Here is a 16,093-nt window from a genome sequence, read left to right as displayed (position 1 = left end):
GAGAACCATGAAACTGCCCCGCACGATTGAACCAACGTTCAGACAACTCATCGATGTCCCACTGAAAGTCGGTGAATCACCCGTTTGGGATGAGCGGACAGGGGACTTATGGTTTGTCGATATTCCGGCGCCTGCCGTCTTTTGCCTTCGCCATGGCGGCAAGCTGGAGCGTTTCGAGATGCCGGCTCCGGTGGGCTGTCTTGGTCTGTGTGAAAGCGAAATGATTGTTGTCGGTCTTCAGACCGGCGTGCACCTTCTCGATCCGGCCAATGGTCGGCTGGAACTGTTGTGCGACCCCGATGAGGGGCGGCCTGACAGCCGTCTGAACGATGGCAAGATCGGGCCGGATGGGCATTTCTGGGTGGGGACACGCGATGAGGCGGTGCCGCCGACTGCCAATGCGCGGCTTTACCGTGTCGCGCCAAACGGTGATGTGCAACGTAAGATCGATCAGAACATGTTCACGTCAAACGGCTTGGCCTGGAGCCCGGACGGGCAGAGAATGTACCACTCCGATAGCAGTGGTCTGCTGCTCCAGGTTTTTGATTTCGAGCCACAGACCGGGGAAATTCGCCCTGCAAGGCGCCTGCACGATTTCAAAGATGGCGAAGGTAGACCCGATGGAGGGGCGACCGATAGCGAGGGTTTCTATTGGAGTGCGGGCGTTCAGGCTGGAAGGCTGAACCGCTTTTCGCCGGATGGTGAGATCGTTGAAATCTACACCTTTCCGTTCAAGGGGCCGACAATGCCCTGCTTTGGTGGACCGGATTTGAAGACGCTCTTTGTCACCAGTCTTACAACGGAAAATGACGGCACCAGCGTGGCTGGAACCGTCATTGCGTTTGAAGCACCTGCGCCCGGTGTTCCCGTCCACCGGTTTGCGCGGTAATCGTCACAAAACCCTTGGAATGTCGTCATTCTCATCCGGATTGGGATTGGGGAAGGTGTCCGGCAAAGTATCTGGTTCCGGCTCTTTTACGGGCGGAACATCCGGCTGGGGGGTAAGCGGCGGAACATCGCCCGGAATGGGCTCGACGGGTAGAACTGTCATCGGTTTTCACCTCACAAATTGCGACGGGCAGTCAGTGTCTCACATCGCCCCATGGTCCACTTTCGTTCGCCACTTCAGGTCCAGTTGAACTCTGTCCTGCCCGTCTTGCAGTCTCATGAAGTAAACGTCGGCAACCCTTCGGGGTTCCAAACAGATTGAGGATCAGGCGAAGCCAAGGGATCCACGGGCCACTTTCCGGCTGTTGCCGTAATCGCGAATATGCGCTTCGTGACCCGGCTCAGGCGTTGTCGTGCGGGCTGCCTGAAGCTCTGCCATTTGCAGGAAAGCGTCGGCATAGGTGCCTGTCTCATCGTCCGAGACGGTGGAGACGCGAGGTGTTTTCAAGAAATCGAACATGGCTCCCTCCCATTTGACATCTCAACGCTTCGATTGGTGCCCGCGTTCCCTCCAGACCGGCACCAAATCATCCGCGAGACCACAATATAGCATGTCCGCTTGATAATCCGTTACGCTGCTCCGCTCAAATTTTCGCTAAGTGGACCAGATGATTGCCGCAAAACGAGATCGACAGGCCAAAGCTCCTGACATTCGCTCACCGGGCGCCCCGCAATGATCTGCAGCAGCAGGTCCGTGACGCGCTCCCCCGCCTTGCGCTGGGACGAACGGGTGGTTGAAAGCGAAGGCAGCATGCTTTCAGGCGTGAGGTAGGGAAACACGTCGTCATGCGCAATCACCGACACATCCCGGCCAATAACGAGGCCGAGCTGGCTTGCCGCCCTGTAGACACCCTGCGCCGTCATCATGGCACCTGCCACAAATGCGGTCGGGCGGGAGGCCTGTTCCAGAAGGGAGCGGGCGAACTGGAAAGCCGTTTCCTCGCTAAACGGCCCAGACATCATCAACCGTGGATCCGGCGCGATATCCATCAATGCCAGAGCATCGCGGTAACCCTTCTCACGATCAATGACGAAGGTTCTGCCCTGCGGGCCGTTGATGAACGCTATTTTCCGGTGTCCGCGCTCCAGAAGATGAACCGTGGACAGGTGGGCAACCGCGTGGTTGTCTATATCCAGCCAGGCATGTTCATACGGCGTTTTTGAGCGCCCATGGACGATGAAGGGAAGGCCAAGCTTGTGAAGCAGTTCAATGCGTTCGTCATCGGGGCGGGGCGAATGAATGATGATGCCATCCACCCGCCCGCTTTCGGCCAGACGGCTGAAGATTTTAAGCTCCTGCGCCATGTCATTGTCCGTCGTGACACTGACGAGCATATCCGTGTCTTCCGTCTCCAGACGCGTGGCCATGCCGCCCATGAATTCGGAAAAGAAATGCCCGCCGCCACTGCGGCCCATCACAACGCCAATGGCCCCTGCCCGGCCTGTCGCCAGGCGAACAGCATTCGCATTTGGCCTGTAGCCATACTTGCGGGCAGCCTCGGCCACGCGGTCGCGGGTTTCCTGGCGCACTTCCGGGTAGCCGCCAAGCGCCCGGCTGACAGTGGTAGGCGACAACCCTACTTTTTCGGCAAATTCCTTGAGCTTCATCATCCCCCCGTCTTCTACTGAATGCGATCATCAGAAAAAAGATTCAAGCGCAATAATTGAAATCGCTTTCAATTTTTATTCGACTGATCATGAGGTTACGCCCATCAATCGCCTAAGCCTGACCATAAGGCGCCAGAAATGAAGGATATTCAACTCTTTGAGCGCCTATTGACAGACAAATGAGAATTTGTCAGCTTCCGAAAGTCGAAAGCGTTTTCAATTTTGGGAAAAGATTGGGCGCGTCATGGAGGAGGTTTGACAATGGGTGATTCAATGAGAGTGATTGCGCTGTGCAGTGCTGTGCTCGCGGCAAGTGTTTCCGCGCAAGCTGCAGAGATATCGATGGCGGCGAATTCGACCGGCAAGAATCTGAATTTTATCCGCGAGCGGCTGGTGGAGTTTGAAAAACAGAGCGGCCACACGGTCAAGCTTGTGACCATGCCACCATCGTCAAGCGAACAATTCAGCCAGTATCGCCTGTGGCTTGCCGCTGGAAACACCGATGTTGACGTGTACCAGACAGATATTGTTTGGGCCCCACAGCTGGCTGAGCAATTCGTAGATCTGACCGACGCCGCCAAAGACGTCGTCGCCAAGCATTTCCCTTCCGTCGTCGCGTCCCAGACAGTCGATGGCAAGCTGGTTGCTATGCCGATGTACACGGATGCACCTGCACTCTTCTACCGCAAGGACCTGCTGGAGAAATACGGAAAGCAGCCACCCAAGACCTGGGCAGAGATGTCGCAGACCGCCAAGGACATTCAGGACAAGGAGCGCGAGGGCGGCCAGAAGGACATGTGGGGCTTCGTGTTTCAGGGCAGCGCCTATGAGGGCCTGACCTGCAACGCGCTGGAGTGGATCGCATCGGCAGGCGGCGGGCGCATCGTTGAAACCAATGGCGATATCAGCATCAACAATGAGAAGGCGGCAGCGGCTCTGGAGATGGCCAAAAGCTGGATCGGCACCATCTCTCCGCAGGGCGCGCTTGCTTACAAGGAAGAGGAATCACGCGGCATCTGGCAGACGGGCAATTCCGTGTTCATGCGCAACTGGCCCTATGTCTATGCGCTGGGCAATGGCGATGACAGCTCCATCAAGGGCAAGTTCGGCGTCGTGCCGCTGCCAGCTGGAACCGAGGGCCAAGAAGGTGCTTCCACTCTGGGCGGCTGGAACGCTGCGGTTTCGAAATATTCGAAGAACCAGGAAGCTGCGATTGCTCTGGTGAAATTCCTTGGTTCCGAGGAAACACAGAAGAAGCGGGCGATCGAGCTTTCCAACATGCCGACCATCGCGTCGCTCTATGACGACAAGGATGTGGCCGCCGCGCAGCCTTTCATGCCACTGTGGAAGCCGATCTTCGAGACCGCCGTGCCGCGCCCATCAGCGGCAACCAAGGTGAAGTACAACGAGGTTTCCGCGAAATTCTGGGGCGCCGTTCACAACACGCTGTCTGGCACCGGCACCGCTGCCGAGAACCTCGAACTTCTCGAAGTCGAGCTGACCGATCTCAAGGGAAACAGCTGGTAATCTGGCGCATCGAGGTCGAGCGCCTTTCACCGGCCGCTTGACCTCTTCAGCAATGGTGGAAATCCCTGATGAAAACGACACCCCCTGACAGGCCTGCGGCCTCGGCAGGCTCCGACCTGCATTCGCAGCGTCTGCGCTCTGCCTGGCTGTTTCTCGCCCCGACATTTCTGACGCTGGCGCTTGTGGCTGGCTGGCCGCTGGTTCGCACCGTGTGGTTCAGCCTGACGGATGCGTCGCTGACCAATCTTTCCGACGCGCAATTCGTCGGCCTGAAGAACTACCTCTCCTGGATTACGCTGAGCAGCGGTCGCACCATCTATCGCGGCCTTCTGGCAGACGCAGCCTGGTGGGCAGCCGTCTGGAACACGCTGAAATTCACTATGCTTTCGGTTTCGATAGAAACCGTGCTGGGCCTGATCGTCGCGCTGGTCCTGAATGCGGAGTTCAAGGGTCGCGGACTGGTGCGTGCCGCCATTCTCATTCCATGGGCCATTCCCACCATCGTTTCCGCCCGCATGTGGGCGTGGATGCTGAATGACCAGTTTGGCATCCTGAACGACATGATGCTGAACCTCGGCCTCATATCGCAAAGGATCGCCTGGACCGCCAACCCTGAAACGGCGATGACGGCTGTGCTGATCGTGGACGTCTGGAAGACCACACCCTTCATGGCGCTGCTCATTCTGGCCGGTTTGCAGATGGTGCCGAAGGATATGTATGAGGCCGCAAAGGTAGACGGTATCCATCCCATAAAGGTTTTCTTACGCGTGACATTGCCGATGATCCGCCCTGCCTTGATGGTGGCGGTTATCTTCCGCATGCTGGATGCCATGCGGGTCTTCGACCTCATCTATATTCTGACGCCGAACAATTCGCAGACCAGAACCATGTCTGTGCTTGCCCGCGAGAACCTGTTCGATTTCGACAAGTTCGCCTATGGCGCGGCGGCATCCACCATGCTGTTTCTCATCATCGCGTCCATCACCATCATCTATATGTGGCTTGGCCGGGTTAACACGGATGGAGGAGCACGATGACCGTTTCCGGCTTTATCAAGACGACGGCGTTTTATGCGCTTGTCGCCATTATCGTGATCGTTGCGATCTTTCCGTTTTACTATGCGATCCTGACGAGCTTCAAGACAGGCACTGCGCTGTTTGAGATCAACTATCTGCCGAAGAACATATCCTTCAGCAATTACAGTGACGTGCTGGGCAATGACAGCTTTCTGCGCAATCTGGGCAATTCGCTGCTGGTTGCCACATGCGTCGTGGTTCTGTCGCTGTTTCTGGCCGTGACGGCAGCATACGCACTGGCGCGCGTGCGCTTCAAAGGCCGCTCGCTTCTGCTACTGACGATCCTGTCCGTCTCGATGTTTCCGCAGATCGCGGTTCTGGCCGGATTGTTCGAGCTGATCCGCTGGGCGGGTGTGTTCAACACGCCGCTTGCGCTGATCTTCTCCTACATGATTTTCACGCTGCCATTCACCGTGTGGGTGCTGACCACCTTCATGCGGGATCTGCCCATGGAAATCGAAGAAGCGGCGATTGTCGATGGGGCAACGCCCTGGGTCATCATCACGCAGGTGTTTATGCCGTTGATGTGGCCAGCGCTGGTCACGACAGGCCTTCTGGCCTTCATTGCCGCGTGGAACGAGTTCCTGTTTGCGCTGACCTTTACGTCATCAAACGACCAGCGGACGGTGCCGGTGGCCATCGCGCTTCTGTCCGGCAGCTCGCAATTTGAAATTCCATGGGGAACGATCATGGCGGCGTCTGTCATCGTCACCGTGCCCCTCGTCATTCTCGTTCTGATCTTCCAGCGGCGCATCATTTCCGGCCTCACGGCTGGTGGCGTCAAGGGTTAGGAGACTTTTTCATGACCAGCATAAAACTGCGCAATATCAAAAAATCCTTCGGCGCTTTCGATGTCATCAAAGGCATCGACATGGATATTCACTCAGGCGAGTTCATGGTCTTCGTCGGCCCTTCCGGCTGCGGCAAGTCCACGCTTCTGCGGCTGATCTGCGGGCTGGAGGAAATCACCGGCGGCGAGCTTTCCTTTGAAGACGAGGTCGTCAACCGCCTTGCACCCGCACAGCGGGGTGTGGCCATGGTGTTCCAGTCCTATGCGCTCTACCCGCATATGACCGTGTTCGAGAATATGGCCTTCGGCCTGAAGCTTGCCGGTTCCAGCAAGGACGACAGGCGCAAAAGGGTGGAGGCGGCAGCGGACATGCTGCAATTGACACCTTACCTTCAACGCCTGCCTAAACAGCTTTCCGGTGGCCAACGCCAGCGCGTGGCCATTGGTCGCGCCATCGTGCGCGATCCGAAGGTCTTCCTGTTCGATGAGCCGCTTTCCAACCTCGATGCGGCGCTGCGCGTGGCGACGCGTCTCGAAATCGCCAAATTGAACCGCACTATGCCTGACACGACAATGATCTACGTGACCCATGATCAGGTGGAAGCCATGACGCTGGCCGACAGGATTTGCGTGTTGCAGGATGGCCGTGTGGAACAGGTGGGAACGCCGCTGGAGCTTTATGAAGCACCCGTCAACACATTCGTCGCAGGCTTCATCGGATCTCCGAAAATGAATTTTCTGACCGGCAAGCTTGCGGAAGCCTATGGTGCACATACCGTTGGCATCCGGCCCGAACATATCACGGCAACAGACGGAATCGGCGGCTGGACAGGCGATATTGTGCATGCCGAAATGCTGGGATCTGACACCTATATCTACGTCGATATGGGCACGGAAGAGCCTGTCGTCGTGCGCGAGGAAGGCGTGTCCGCCCGGCAGGCCGGGCACAAGCTGACTCTGGCACCATTGGCAGAGCATATTCACCGCTTCGACGCGCAGGGCAACGCGCTGCCCGGAACCCGTTCGCGTGCCGCATAGTTGAACAACCATCTTCACCGGGCGGCTGTCCAGCCGCGCCGGTTCACCAGGGAGCATAGACATGACCATTAATACCGTCGTCTGGGGCGAGAATATTCACGAGCATATCAATGAGACAGTTGGTGCTCTCTACCCCACCGGCATGCACACGGCGATTGCGGACGCGCTTAACAAGGAACCCGAGATCAACGCAACGACAGCCACACTTCAGGAGCCGGAACACGGGCTTTCGCAGGAGCGGCTCGACAAGACCGACGTGCTGATCTGGTGGGGCCACAAGGACCATGGGGCCGTGGACGACGAGATCGTCGAGCGCGTGGCAAAACGCGTCTGGGAAGGCATGGGCCTCATCGTGCTGCATTCCGGCCACTTCTCCAAGCCGTTCAAACGCCTGATGGGCACGCCCTGCGCGCTGAAATGGCGCGAGGCGGGCGAGCGCGAGCGCATCTGGACCATCAATCCCCGCCACCCGATTGCGGCAGGATTGCCAGAGCATTTCGAGCTTGAGAACGAAGAGATGTACGGCGAGCAGTTTTCCGTTCCCGAGCCGCTTGAAACCGTTTTCATTTCTTGGTTCCAAGGTGGTGAGGTCTTCCGCTCCGGCCTCACATGGCGTCGCGGTGCGGGCAACATCTTCTATTTCCGCCCCGGCCACGAAACCTACCCCACCTATCACGACGCCAATGTGCAGAAGGTCATCAGCAATTCGGTAAAGTGGGCCTATAATCCCGCCGGTGCGCTGAAAACCATTCACGATGCGCCCAACGTGCCGGTGGAAAACGCACCGGAAAAAATCGAGGAGCGCGGTCCCAAGCTGCACTCCGCTGGCGAAGCAGGGTACAGGTAATCCATCATGAGACTTGTCATTTTAGGAACAGGCGGCATGGCCAATACCCATGCCATGCACTTCTCGCTGATTTCAGGCGTTGAGCTGGTTGCGGCTGTGGATGTGGACGATGTGGTCGTGCGTGCCTTCGCCGCCCGCCACAACATTCCGTCCACCTTCACCTCGCTCGATGATGCGATTGAATGGGGCGAATTCGATGCCGTTGCCAATGTCACGCCGGATGCCATCCACCATCCGACCAGCCTGAAGCTTCTGGCCGCAGGCAAGCATGTGTTCTGCGAAAAGCCATTGGCGGAAACCTATGCCAAGGCCGCTGAGATGGCCGATGCTGCGGAAAAAGCCGGCCTCGTCGCCATGGTCAACCTGACCTACCGCAATGTGGCCCCGCTTCAGGTCGCGCGGCAGATGGTGCTGGAGGGCAAGATCGGCAAGCTACGGCATATGGAAGCCTCCTATCTTCAGAGCTGGCTAGTGTCCAAGGCCTGGGGCGACTGGATGACCGAGAGCAAATGGCTCTGGCGTCTGTCCACCAAGCATGGGTCGAACGGCGTGCTGGGCGATGTGGGCATCCACATTCTCGACTTCGCCTCCTATGGCGCAGGCAGCGATGTGGAGCGCATTTTCACGCGCCTGAAAACCTTCGACAAATATGAAGGCAACAAGATCGACGTCTATGATCTCGACGCCAATGACAGTTTCACCATGACGGCGGAACTGGAAAACGGAGCCATGGGCGTCATTCACGCCAGTCGCTGGGCAACAGGGCATCTCAACGAACTGCGGCTTCGCCTGCATGGCGACAAGGGAGCGGTTGAAGTAATCCACACACCGGAATACTCCACCTTGCGTGGCTGCCTGGGCGATGATGTCGAAAAGGCCGTATGGCGCGACATCGAGGTGGATCCTGTCGAGACGAATTACGAGAAATTCGCGCGCGCCGTAATGCAAGGCGGACCAGCGGACCCCGATTTCCGCCATGCCGCCAATCTTCAGAAAGTTCTCGACCTTTCCATCGTCACCGACCGCGAAAGACGCGAAATCGCCGTCTCCGCCTGATATATGGAAACTTGAAATCAAAGGGGCCGTTCACAAGCGGCCCCTTTTTCGTTGCGAGAAAAATTTCCCTTCCGTGAAAAAACCACGCGGTTCGGTCGTCTCTCCATCATGGCACATCCAGCAGTTGGACGAGGAACCGCATGATGCAAGATCGACATTTTTCCGCACCATTCCGACCTCGCTTTCCGATCAATCGTTGGCGCGGGCGGAACGCATAATGCCTGCCACCTGGAAAGCTGCGGAGGCAGCGACATTTCAAAGCTTCGCCAATTGCTATATGCGCGAAATCGACGCCGGTGCCTCCGTCCATCATGACGTGTTCCCGCGCAAGATCGACAGCGTCGAATGGGTTCTGAGCGGCGAGCGCATGGTGATCAGGGCCGAGGTGACATCCGCCTCGCTGTGCGGCCCCCACCATTTTGGCCGCATATGGCAGCGCTCTCTATCAGAAACCGCCTGGCACGACTGGTCACCCATATCCGCCGTGCAGGCGCTGATGCGGGAGGCCTATCGCAAACCGGCGGTCGCGGGACGCGGCAATCTCAACCGCTGCGAAACCGAGCTTCTGCTGCGCGTGATGGACAGCCACCAGCAGATCAGCACCAATATAGAGCATGCGCTGGAAAATGCGGATGAGCGCGATGATTTCATCGCCGCAGAGCAATCTCTTGTCTATGGCCACTGGCTGCATCCCACGCCCAAAAGCCGGCAGGGCATGACATTCTGGCAGCAGAAGACCTATGCGCCGGAATTCAACGGTCATTTTCAGCTGCATTATTTCGCAGCCAAGCGCCACCTGATCGCCCAAGCCTCCGCAACCAGCCAGCCCGCCGACGCGATCATTGCAGAACTTGCGGGGCCAGGCGCACGGGATTTGACCATCGGCGATGATGAGATGCTTCTGCCGATGCATCCTTTGCAGGCGCAGGCATTGATGCTTGATCCTGATATTGAAACCCTGATGCGCGATGGCAGTCTGCGGGCGCTGGGGCCTGCCGGTGCAAGTTTCACCGCCACATCATCCGTGCGCACCGTCTGGAGCGATGAAGCCGAGTGGATGCTGAAATTCTCGCTGCCCGTTCGCATCACCAATTCGGTGCGGATCAACGGGCGCGATGAGCTGGATGCAGGCGTTGCCATGGCACGGCTGATCGATGGTCTCGACCTTTCAGCAAACATGCCCTCATTCCGCATCATCCGGGACCCTGCCTTCATCACGCTCGATATTCCCGGCCGCAGAGAAAGCGGTTTCGAGACCATTTTCCGGGAAAACCCGTTCTGTGGAGAGGGCGCCGCTGGCATTGTCACGCTCGCCGCCTTGACGGCTGAGGCGCTTCCCGGTCGCCTGTCGCGCATGGAGCGGCTGATCCGTCGCGTTCACGCAACCGAGGCAGGCAGCATCGCATCCACCGCTCTCAACTGGTTCAGGACCTATGTTGACCGCGCCGTCCTGCCGGTCATCGATATCTACGAGAGATACGGCATCGCGCTGGAGGCCCACCAACAAAACAGCCTTCTGGACATCGGCAGCGGCTATCCGCGTATGGGATATTACCGGGACAATCAGGGTTTCTACCTTTCCGAAAAGCACCGGGCAGCGATTGCCGACATCGTGCCGGAAACGGAAACCATCAACTCCCTCTATTTCCCGGAAACGGATATTCGTGATCGCTTTGCCTATTACCTGATCGTCAATCAGGTGTTTTCCGTCATCAGCCGCTTGGCGCATGATGGGCTGGCTGAGGAAACGGCACTGCTGCGCACGCTGCGCCAGCGGCTGGAGAGCCATGCTCTTTCCATGGGTGGCCTTGGTCGCGATTTCATCCGCCACATCATCGATAATGGTGATATCGGCACCAAGGCCAATCTGGCGACCCGACTGGCGGACATGGACGAGCTGAGTTCGACTGTGGATCACGGGCTTTATCGGAAAATGCCGAACCCGCTGTTTGCAAGCGCAAGCATCATCACCGACACTGTGAGGCCCCATGCCCTTGCCTCTTGAAATCACCGCCACGCCGCAGGACAGAGTGCTGCGGCAATTGGTGGCCGCAGCGCTGTTTGAAGGTCTGGTGCCGTTCCGTTCCGAGCCGAACGACATTCTGGTCTTTACCGTTGCGGGCCGAGAATATCGCTGCAAGGCATCGCTTGGCACCTTTGGCCGCCCGCGTATTCTTTCCCACTCGGTCAAAATGAAGATCGGTGACAATGACTGGGCACCACCCTCCCTAGACGTCATCGTCGCTGGTCTGCCCGGCAATGATGTGACGCGCAGCAAACTGCTGGGTGAACTCAACCACACGGCAACGCTCTGCCAATGGAATGAAGACAACATACCCTCGCGCAACCGTCGCGACATGGGCTTTGCGCAACTGGACGGGGCGATGCATGAGGGGCACCCTTACCATCCCTGTTTCAAGGCACGCTTTGGTTTCACCACCGCAGACAATGAGCGTTTCGGTCCTGAGACGGCAGAGCCGTTCCAGCTTTTCTGGGTATTGCATGAGCGTAGCGATCTTCGCCAGCAACTTGACCTTGATGAGGCGGATTTTTGGCAGCGCGAATTGGGCGCGGACACATGGGGGCAGATCAATGCCGCCCGCCAGGCCAAAGATCTCAGCTGGCAAGACTTTGCGCTTGTGCCAATGCATCCATGGCAGTGGCAACGCTTGAAGGATGGAGCAGGTGCAGGTCTGATCGCTTCGGGCACAATCCATGGCCTCGGACATTTCGGCGACCGTTACATCGCCAGCCAATCCTTGCGAAGCCTGCACAATCTCGACCGACCGCTGGCGGCGAGCATCAAGCTGCCGCTTGAAGTCGTCAACACATCGTCCCTGCGCGTTCTCGATCCGCATTCCGTCTGCACCGCGCCTGTTTTGTCACGCTGGATCGGCGGGATGGTGGATGAGGACACCGCGTTTCGTGACGCATATCCTCTTGATATTCTGAGCGAATATGCAGGCATTCTGGCAGAGCATGAGGGCAATCTTTCAGGCCGCATCGGCGCCATCTGGCGCGAGAGTGCGCAGGCCAAGCTGCAACCCGGCGAAGAAGCTATTCCCTTCAACGCCCTGATGATGCTGGAAGCGGACCAGAAACCCTTCGTGGCACCGTGGATCGAGCAATTCGGCCTCATGCCGTGGCTGAACCGTCTTCTGGAGATTTCCGTTCTGCCGGTCTGGCACCTGCTCGTCCACCATGGTCTGGCGGTGGAAGCGCATGGCCAGAACATGCTGTTGGTGCACAAAAACGGCTGGCCGGTGCGGCTGATGCTGCGGGATTTCCACGAAAGCGTCGAGTTCTGCCCCTCCTTCCTGCGCGAGCTGGCAAAGGCTCCGGATTTCATGGCGCTGGATGCGCGTTATCGAAACGCCGAGCCGGATCAGTATTACTGGACGGATAATATGGATTCTTTGCGCGAACTGGTGGTCGATACGCTGTTTGTCTATAATCTGGCAGAAATCGCCCATCTTTTCGAGCATGCCTACCAGCTTCCCGAGGCAAGCTTCTGGCAGCGGGTGCAGAGCCTGCTTGCAACCTATGCCGCGCAACATGGCGCGAGTGAACGGATGGCAGCGCTTGCTTACGACGATCCGACCATCCGCACCGAATCTCTTCTCACCCGAAAATTGCTCGCTCGCGAGCCGGAATATCATCACACCGTGCCGAACTTCCTCGTGAGAGCTTCAGCCGAACGGAGGACGATGCCATGATGACCATTGGCGACCAGTTTTATGACAAGGCGCATTTCGACAGGCGATCCGCAGAGCTTGCCGCCTTGGCGGGCCTCTCAGGCTCCGTGCGTTACGCCGTGTGCTTTGCCGATACGGCTGAATGGCTCTCCCTGTTTTTTGCCATCCGGGATGCCGGTGCCAGCGTCCTGCCAATTCACCCCGGCACGCCCCTTGAGGCGGCAAAGAGACTCGCCTTGCAGGCGGGTTGCGAAAAGCTGTTTTACAACAGCTTTGCCGGTGAAATCCTTCCAGATAGCATTCCAGCCAGCGAAGGCGGCGAGTTGCTGCAAATGAGTTCTGGCACGACTGGCGCACCGAAACTGATTGCGCGGACCTGGAAGAGTATCGACGCCGAAATTGCCAGCTATGTGGAGACCTTCACCGCCTCCGCCACCATGACGCCCATCGTCGCCTGCCCGACAACCCATTCCTACGGGCTGATCTGCGGCATTCTGGTTGCCCTGCATCGCGGCATCGCCCCCATTGTGGTCGAAACCTCAAATCCGAAATATATCCTCAAAGTCATGCGCGAAACGGAGCGGCCCCTGCTCTATTCATCGCCCGCAGTCCTCCACATGCTGGCGCAGCTTCTTCCGGTGGGAGAAAAAATGCATGCAGCCATGACCTCAGGCACGCTTTTGCCAGAGCCCTGGTTCGTTCGCATTCGCGAAAAATGCGATAATCTGTTCCAGCAATATGGCTGCTCGGAAGCAGGCTGCGTTGCCATTAACCCGGATCTGACCGCAGCCCAGGACATGGGCTATGTTCTGCCGCATGTGACGGCCAAAGCAGGCGCAGAGCTCGACGCCGCATCGGAGATCGTCATCGACAAGGCCGATGGGCAGCCGATCCACACCCGCGACCTTGGCTATATCAGAGCCGATGGCATGCTGGTGTTCGTGTCGCGCATGGACGACATGATCAATGTCGCTGGCCTCAACGTCTATCCCAAAGACGTTGAAGATGCGGCAACCGCCATGCCCGGAATATCGGACGCCGTCGCCTTCCGCAAAAGCGATCGGTTTGCCGGAGAGCGCGTGGCCCTTCTCTACAGCGCCGAAACCGCGGTTTCGACCGCCACGTTGCGGGAATGGCTGAGCCAACAGCTGGCCAGCCATCAGTTGCCATCGGAAATGATCCAGGTGGCGGATATTCCCCGTCAGGCCAATGGCAAGATCAGCCGCCGTGATGTTGCCGCGCGCCATGCCGCCGGTGCATTTCTTCCCGCCCAGCCCGGAGTGGAATCATGACCCGTGACGATATCTATTCCGCCGTAAAAACCGTTCTTACCGACCATATGTCGCATCCGCACATGGATGGGTTCGGGCCAGATGCCCGCCTGAATGAAGATCTTTACCTGGATTCGGTTCTGGTGCTTCAGGTCTTCCTCAACCTTGAACTGGAATTTGGCCTTGCCATGCCGGAAAAGGCGATCTCGGGTGAGGACATCCAGACTGTCGATGATCTAGTGCGACTCTATCTGCCGGAGACCTCGTCTCTGCCTGTGCCGAGCTTTCCGCTGACCGGCGGCGACACCGATGAGGGCGTTCACGGCGAAGCCTATTACGACATCAAAGTGCACTGCTTCGTCAGCTGCGTCTGCGACGGGCTGAAGAAGCGCGGTCTCGATCACCGTGCCTTCTATTGCGGCATCTGGGACACAAAATTCGCCGTGAGTGACCGTTACCAGCTGCGCTATCACGCCAGCGACATAAGCCAGGAGTTCTTCCGCTCATGGTTTGAACGGCTCTACGGCGTCAAGATGCGCGAATGGTACGATCCTGCCTTGAGCAAGGCAGACAATCTGGCTGTGATGACTGAGTTGGTTCGCACACGCAAGGACACCGATTGCGTCATGGTGATGCTGGACATGTTCCACATGCCGGAGCGCGAAAACAAGTTCAACCAGAACCCGTTTCCGCATTATCTGATGCTGCAGGAAACCGGGGATGACGCAACATGGTTCGTCCATGATCCCGATTATCGCTGGGAAGGGGTGATGGAACGCGACAAGGTGATCCACGCCATTATGCAGCCCACGGTCGCCGGCGGTTATGTGTTTGATATTGCGCAGGCGCGGGCGCCTGACGCTGATGATCTCAGGGCCTATTTTGAAAGCTGCCTGATTGTTGAGCGAAACCCCATTGTGGACACTGTCCGGACCATCATTGCCGCCCATCTCAATGGTGAAAGTGGGCTAACCCTGTCTGATCTTGAGCTTGCTGTTCGTGAACTGCCCGTCCTCACCATTCGGAAATACGCCTATGAGCACGGCTTTGCCTTCTTCTGGCGCGCTTTGAAGCTGCCTTCTGCAGAATTCGAGACGTGGTGCGAAGAGATCGAAGCGCTCGTTCAGGCGCTCAAGACCCTTCACTATGCCTGCATGAAGCTTTCCCAGACACAAGACCCGGCGCAGGCGGCAGCCGTCCATGCGCAACTGGATGAGGCTGACCGCCTTGAGACAAAGCTGAAGACCAGACTTGGCGAGGTCTCCTCGCAATGGCGCGCGGAAAATTGTGTGCCGTCTGCGAGTGCTCAGCGGAGGCTGGCCGGTTGAACATTTCCCTATGCACGATCACCTTCCGCCACCAGCTGATCTCGCTTGGGGAAATTGCACGGTTTGCCCAACAAAGCGGGTTCGATGGCATCGAACTATGGGGCGCCCATGCCCGCAATCTCAAAGCCCAGACCGATAAGAATGCCGACTGGCTTCACAATTATGGACTCGTTGTTCCGATGATCAGCGATTACCTGCCGCTTGAGGGCGATATCGAGGTGCTGCGTGAGAGGACAGTCGAGCTTTGCCAACTCGCACGTCGCTGGAGAGCGGGCAAGATCCGGACATTTGCCGGGGGAAAGGCGAGCGCGAGCACATCACTCGAGGAACGCCGCCATCTCGTCGCGCGCCTGCGTGACGTTGCAGCCGTCGTTCAGCAGCATGGCGTGACCCTGTTGATCGAAACCCATCCCGATACGCTGGCCGACAGTGCGGTATCGACCATTCGGCTGCTGGAGGAGATCAACCACCCGGCAGTAGCAATCAATTTCGATGTTCTGCATGTTTGGGAGGCGGGGGATGATCCCGTGGCGCTTCACCGAGAGATCGGTGAATTCGTGCAGCATTATCATTTCAAGAACATCACCGAGCGCCGCCACCTGGCAGTTTTCAAACCCGGTAATGTCTATTCGGCGGCGGGTGATCGCACCGGCATGACACCCTTGTTCGAGGGCGCAATAGACTATGCAGCGCTGATCCCTGCCCTGGGGGATGTAGGGCATGCCGACGTTTCGCTTGAATGGTTCGGCGATGATGCCTCAAGCGTTCTCCGCGACGACTGCAAGGCCCTTCGCCGCGAAATCGGCTTCGAAAACCCCCATGACATGAGAGCTTCGCAGCCCATTCGACGCGCAAGGCCGTAAAGTTTCCAAATATGACTTTCTAGATCATGTTTTTGCTGTTAGAGAG

At 57.8% G+C, this 16,093-nt stretch carries 15 protein-coding genes; 12 read left to right on the top strand and 3 right to left on the bottom strand.

Features of this window, described 5'->3' with window-relative positions; genetic code table 11:
• Window positions 1-7 precede the first annotated feature (7 nt).
• A complete protein-coding gene (locus tag RQI55_RS18120; RefSeq protein WP_042616763.1) occupies window positions 8-889 on the top strand; it encodes an SMP-30/gluconolactonase/LRE family protein in 882 nt (293 codons plus the stop codon).
• Window positions 890-892: 3 nt separating this feature from the next.
• Here RQI55_RS18120 and RQI55_RS18115 read toward each other — a convergent pair whose 3' ends face one another.
• The 3 genes from RQI55_RS18115 to RQI55_RS18105 form a co-directional block, all read right to left on the bottom strand.
• Window positions 893-1,051: a hypothetical protein gene (locus tag RQI55_RS18115; RefSeq protein ID WP_042616764.1), complete on the bottom strand. Its 159-nt coding sequence runs from the start codon at window positions 1,049-1,051 to the stop codon at window positions 893-895.
• A gap of 162 nt (window positions 1,052-1,213) precedes the next feature.
• On the bottom strand, window positions 1,214-1,408 hold the full coding sequence (locus RQI55_RS18110; RefSeq protein ID WP_042616765.1) for a hypothetical protein: 195 nt from the start codon (window positions 1,406-1,408) through the stop codon (window positions 1,214-1,216).
• Between the two features lie 110 nt (window positions 1,409-1,518).
• On the bottom strand, window positions 1,519-2,556 hold the full coding sequence (locus RQI55_RS18105; RefSeq protein WP_311273103.1) for a substrate-binding domain-containing protein: 1,038 nt from the start codon (window positions 2,554-2,556) through the stop codon (window positions 1,519-1,521).
• A gap of 273 nt (window positions 2,557-2,829) precedes the next feature.
• On the opposite strand from RQI55_RS18105, the gene RQI55_RS18100 reads away from it, so the two are divergent.
• From RQI55_RS18100 to RQI55_RS18050, 11 genes are all read left to right on the top strand, one after another.
• Window positions 2,830-4,083: an ABC transporter substrate-binding protein gene (locus tag RQI55_RS18100; RefSeq protein WP_409233750.1), complete on the top strand. Its 1,254-nt coding sequence runs from the start codon at window positions 2,830-2,832 to the stop codon at window positions 4,081-4,083.
• A gap of 68 nt (window positions 4,084-4,151) precedes the next feature.
• The gene (locus RQI55_RS18095; RefSeq protein WP_311273094.1) at window positions 4,152-5,120 is read left to right on the top strand and encodes a sugar ABC transporter permease; all 969 of its coding nucleotides are present in this window, start codon (window positions 4,152-4,154) and stop codon (window positions 5,118-5,120) included.
• On the top strand, window positions 5,117-5,950 hold the full coding sequence (locus RQI55_RS18090; protein WP_311273093.1) for a carbohydrate ABC transporter permease: 834 nt from the start codon (window positions 5,117-5,119) through the stop codon (window positions 5,948-5,950). Before RQI55_RS18095 ends, RQI55_RS18090 begins: the two co-directional genes overlap by 4 nt.
• Window positions 5,951-5,961: 11 nt before the next feature.
• The gene (locus RQI55_RS18085; RefSeq protein ID WP_311273092.1) at window positions 5,962-6,987 is read left to right on the top strand and encodes a sn-glycerol-3-phosphate ABC transporter ATP-binding protein UgpC; all 1,026 of its coding nucleotides are present in this window, start codon (window positions 5,962-5,964) and stop codon (window positions 6,985-6,987) included.
• Window positions 6,988-7,048: 61 nt separating this feature from the next.
• Window positions 7,049-7,834, top strand: coding sequence for a ThuA domain-containing protein (locus tag RQI55_RS18080; protein WP_311273091.1), 786 nt, complete (start codon window positions 7,049-7,051; stop codon window positions 7,832-7,834).
• A 6-nt stretch (window positions 7,835-7,840) separates the two neighbouring features.
• A complete protein-coding gene (locus RQI55_RS18075) occupies window positions 7,841-8,890 on the top strand; it encodes a Gfo/Idh/MocA family oxidoreductase (RefSeq protein ID WP_311273090.1) in 1,050 nt (349 codons plus the stop codon).
• A 73-nt stretch (window positions 8,891-8,963) separates the two neighbouring features.
• Window positions 8,964-10,895 (top strand): IucA/IucC family protein, encoded by a 1,932-nt coding sequence (locus tag RQI55_RS18070; protein ID WP_311273089.1) that lies wholly within the window; start codon window positions 8,964-8,966, stop codon window positions 10,893-10,895.
• On the top strand, window positions 10,879-12,606 hold the full coding sequence (locus RQI55_RS18065; RefSeq protein ID WP_311273088.1) for an IucA/IucC family protein: 1,728 nt from the start codon (window positions 10,879-10,881) through the stop codon (window positions 12,604-12,606). Before RQI55_RS18070 ends, RQI55_RS18065 begins: the two co-directional genes overlap by 17 nt.
• Entirely contained in the window at window positions 12,603-13,877 is a 1,275-nt protein-coding gene (locus RQI55_RS18060; RefSeq protein ID WP_311273087.1) for an AMP-binding protein, read from the top strand. Before RQI55_RS18065 ends, RQI55_RS18060 begins: the two co-directional genes overlap by 4 nt.
• Window positions 13,874-15,184 (top strand): DUF6005 family protein, encoded by a 1,311-nt coding sequence (locus RQI55_RS18055; RefSeq protein WP_192065988.1) that lies wholly within the window; start codon window positions 13,874-13,876, stop codon window positions 15,182-15,184. The genes RQI55_RS18060 and RQI55_RS18055 overlap by 4 nt, the downstream gene beginning before the upstream one ends.
• Entirely contained in the window at window positions 15,181-16,047 is an 867-nt protein-coding gene (locus tag RQI55_RS18050; protein ID WP_311273086.1) for a sugar phosphate isomerase/epimerase family protein, read from the top strand. The genes RQI55_RS18055 and RQI55_RS18050 overlap by 4 nt, the downstream gene beginning before the upstream one ends.
• Window positions 16,048-16,093: the final 46 nt, after the last annotated feature.

This window comes from Rhizobium sp. WCS2018Hpa-16 (genome assembly GCF_031843705.1).
Classification (GTDB): domain Bacteria; phylum Pseudomonadota; class Alphaproteobacteria; order Rhizobiales; family Rhizobiaceae; genus Agrobacterium; species Agrobacterium tumefaciens_C.
This window is presented reverse-complemented; position numbering and strand designations above follow the sequence as displayed.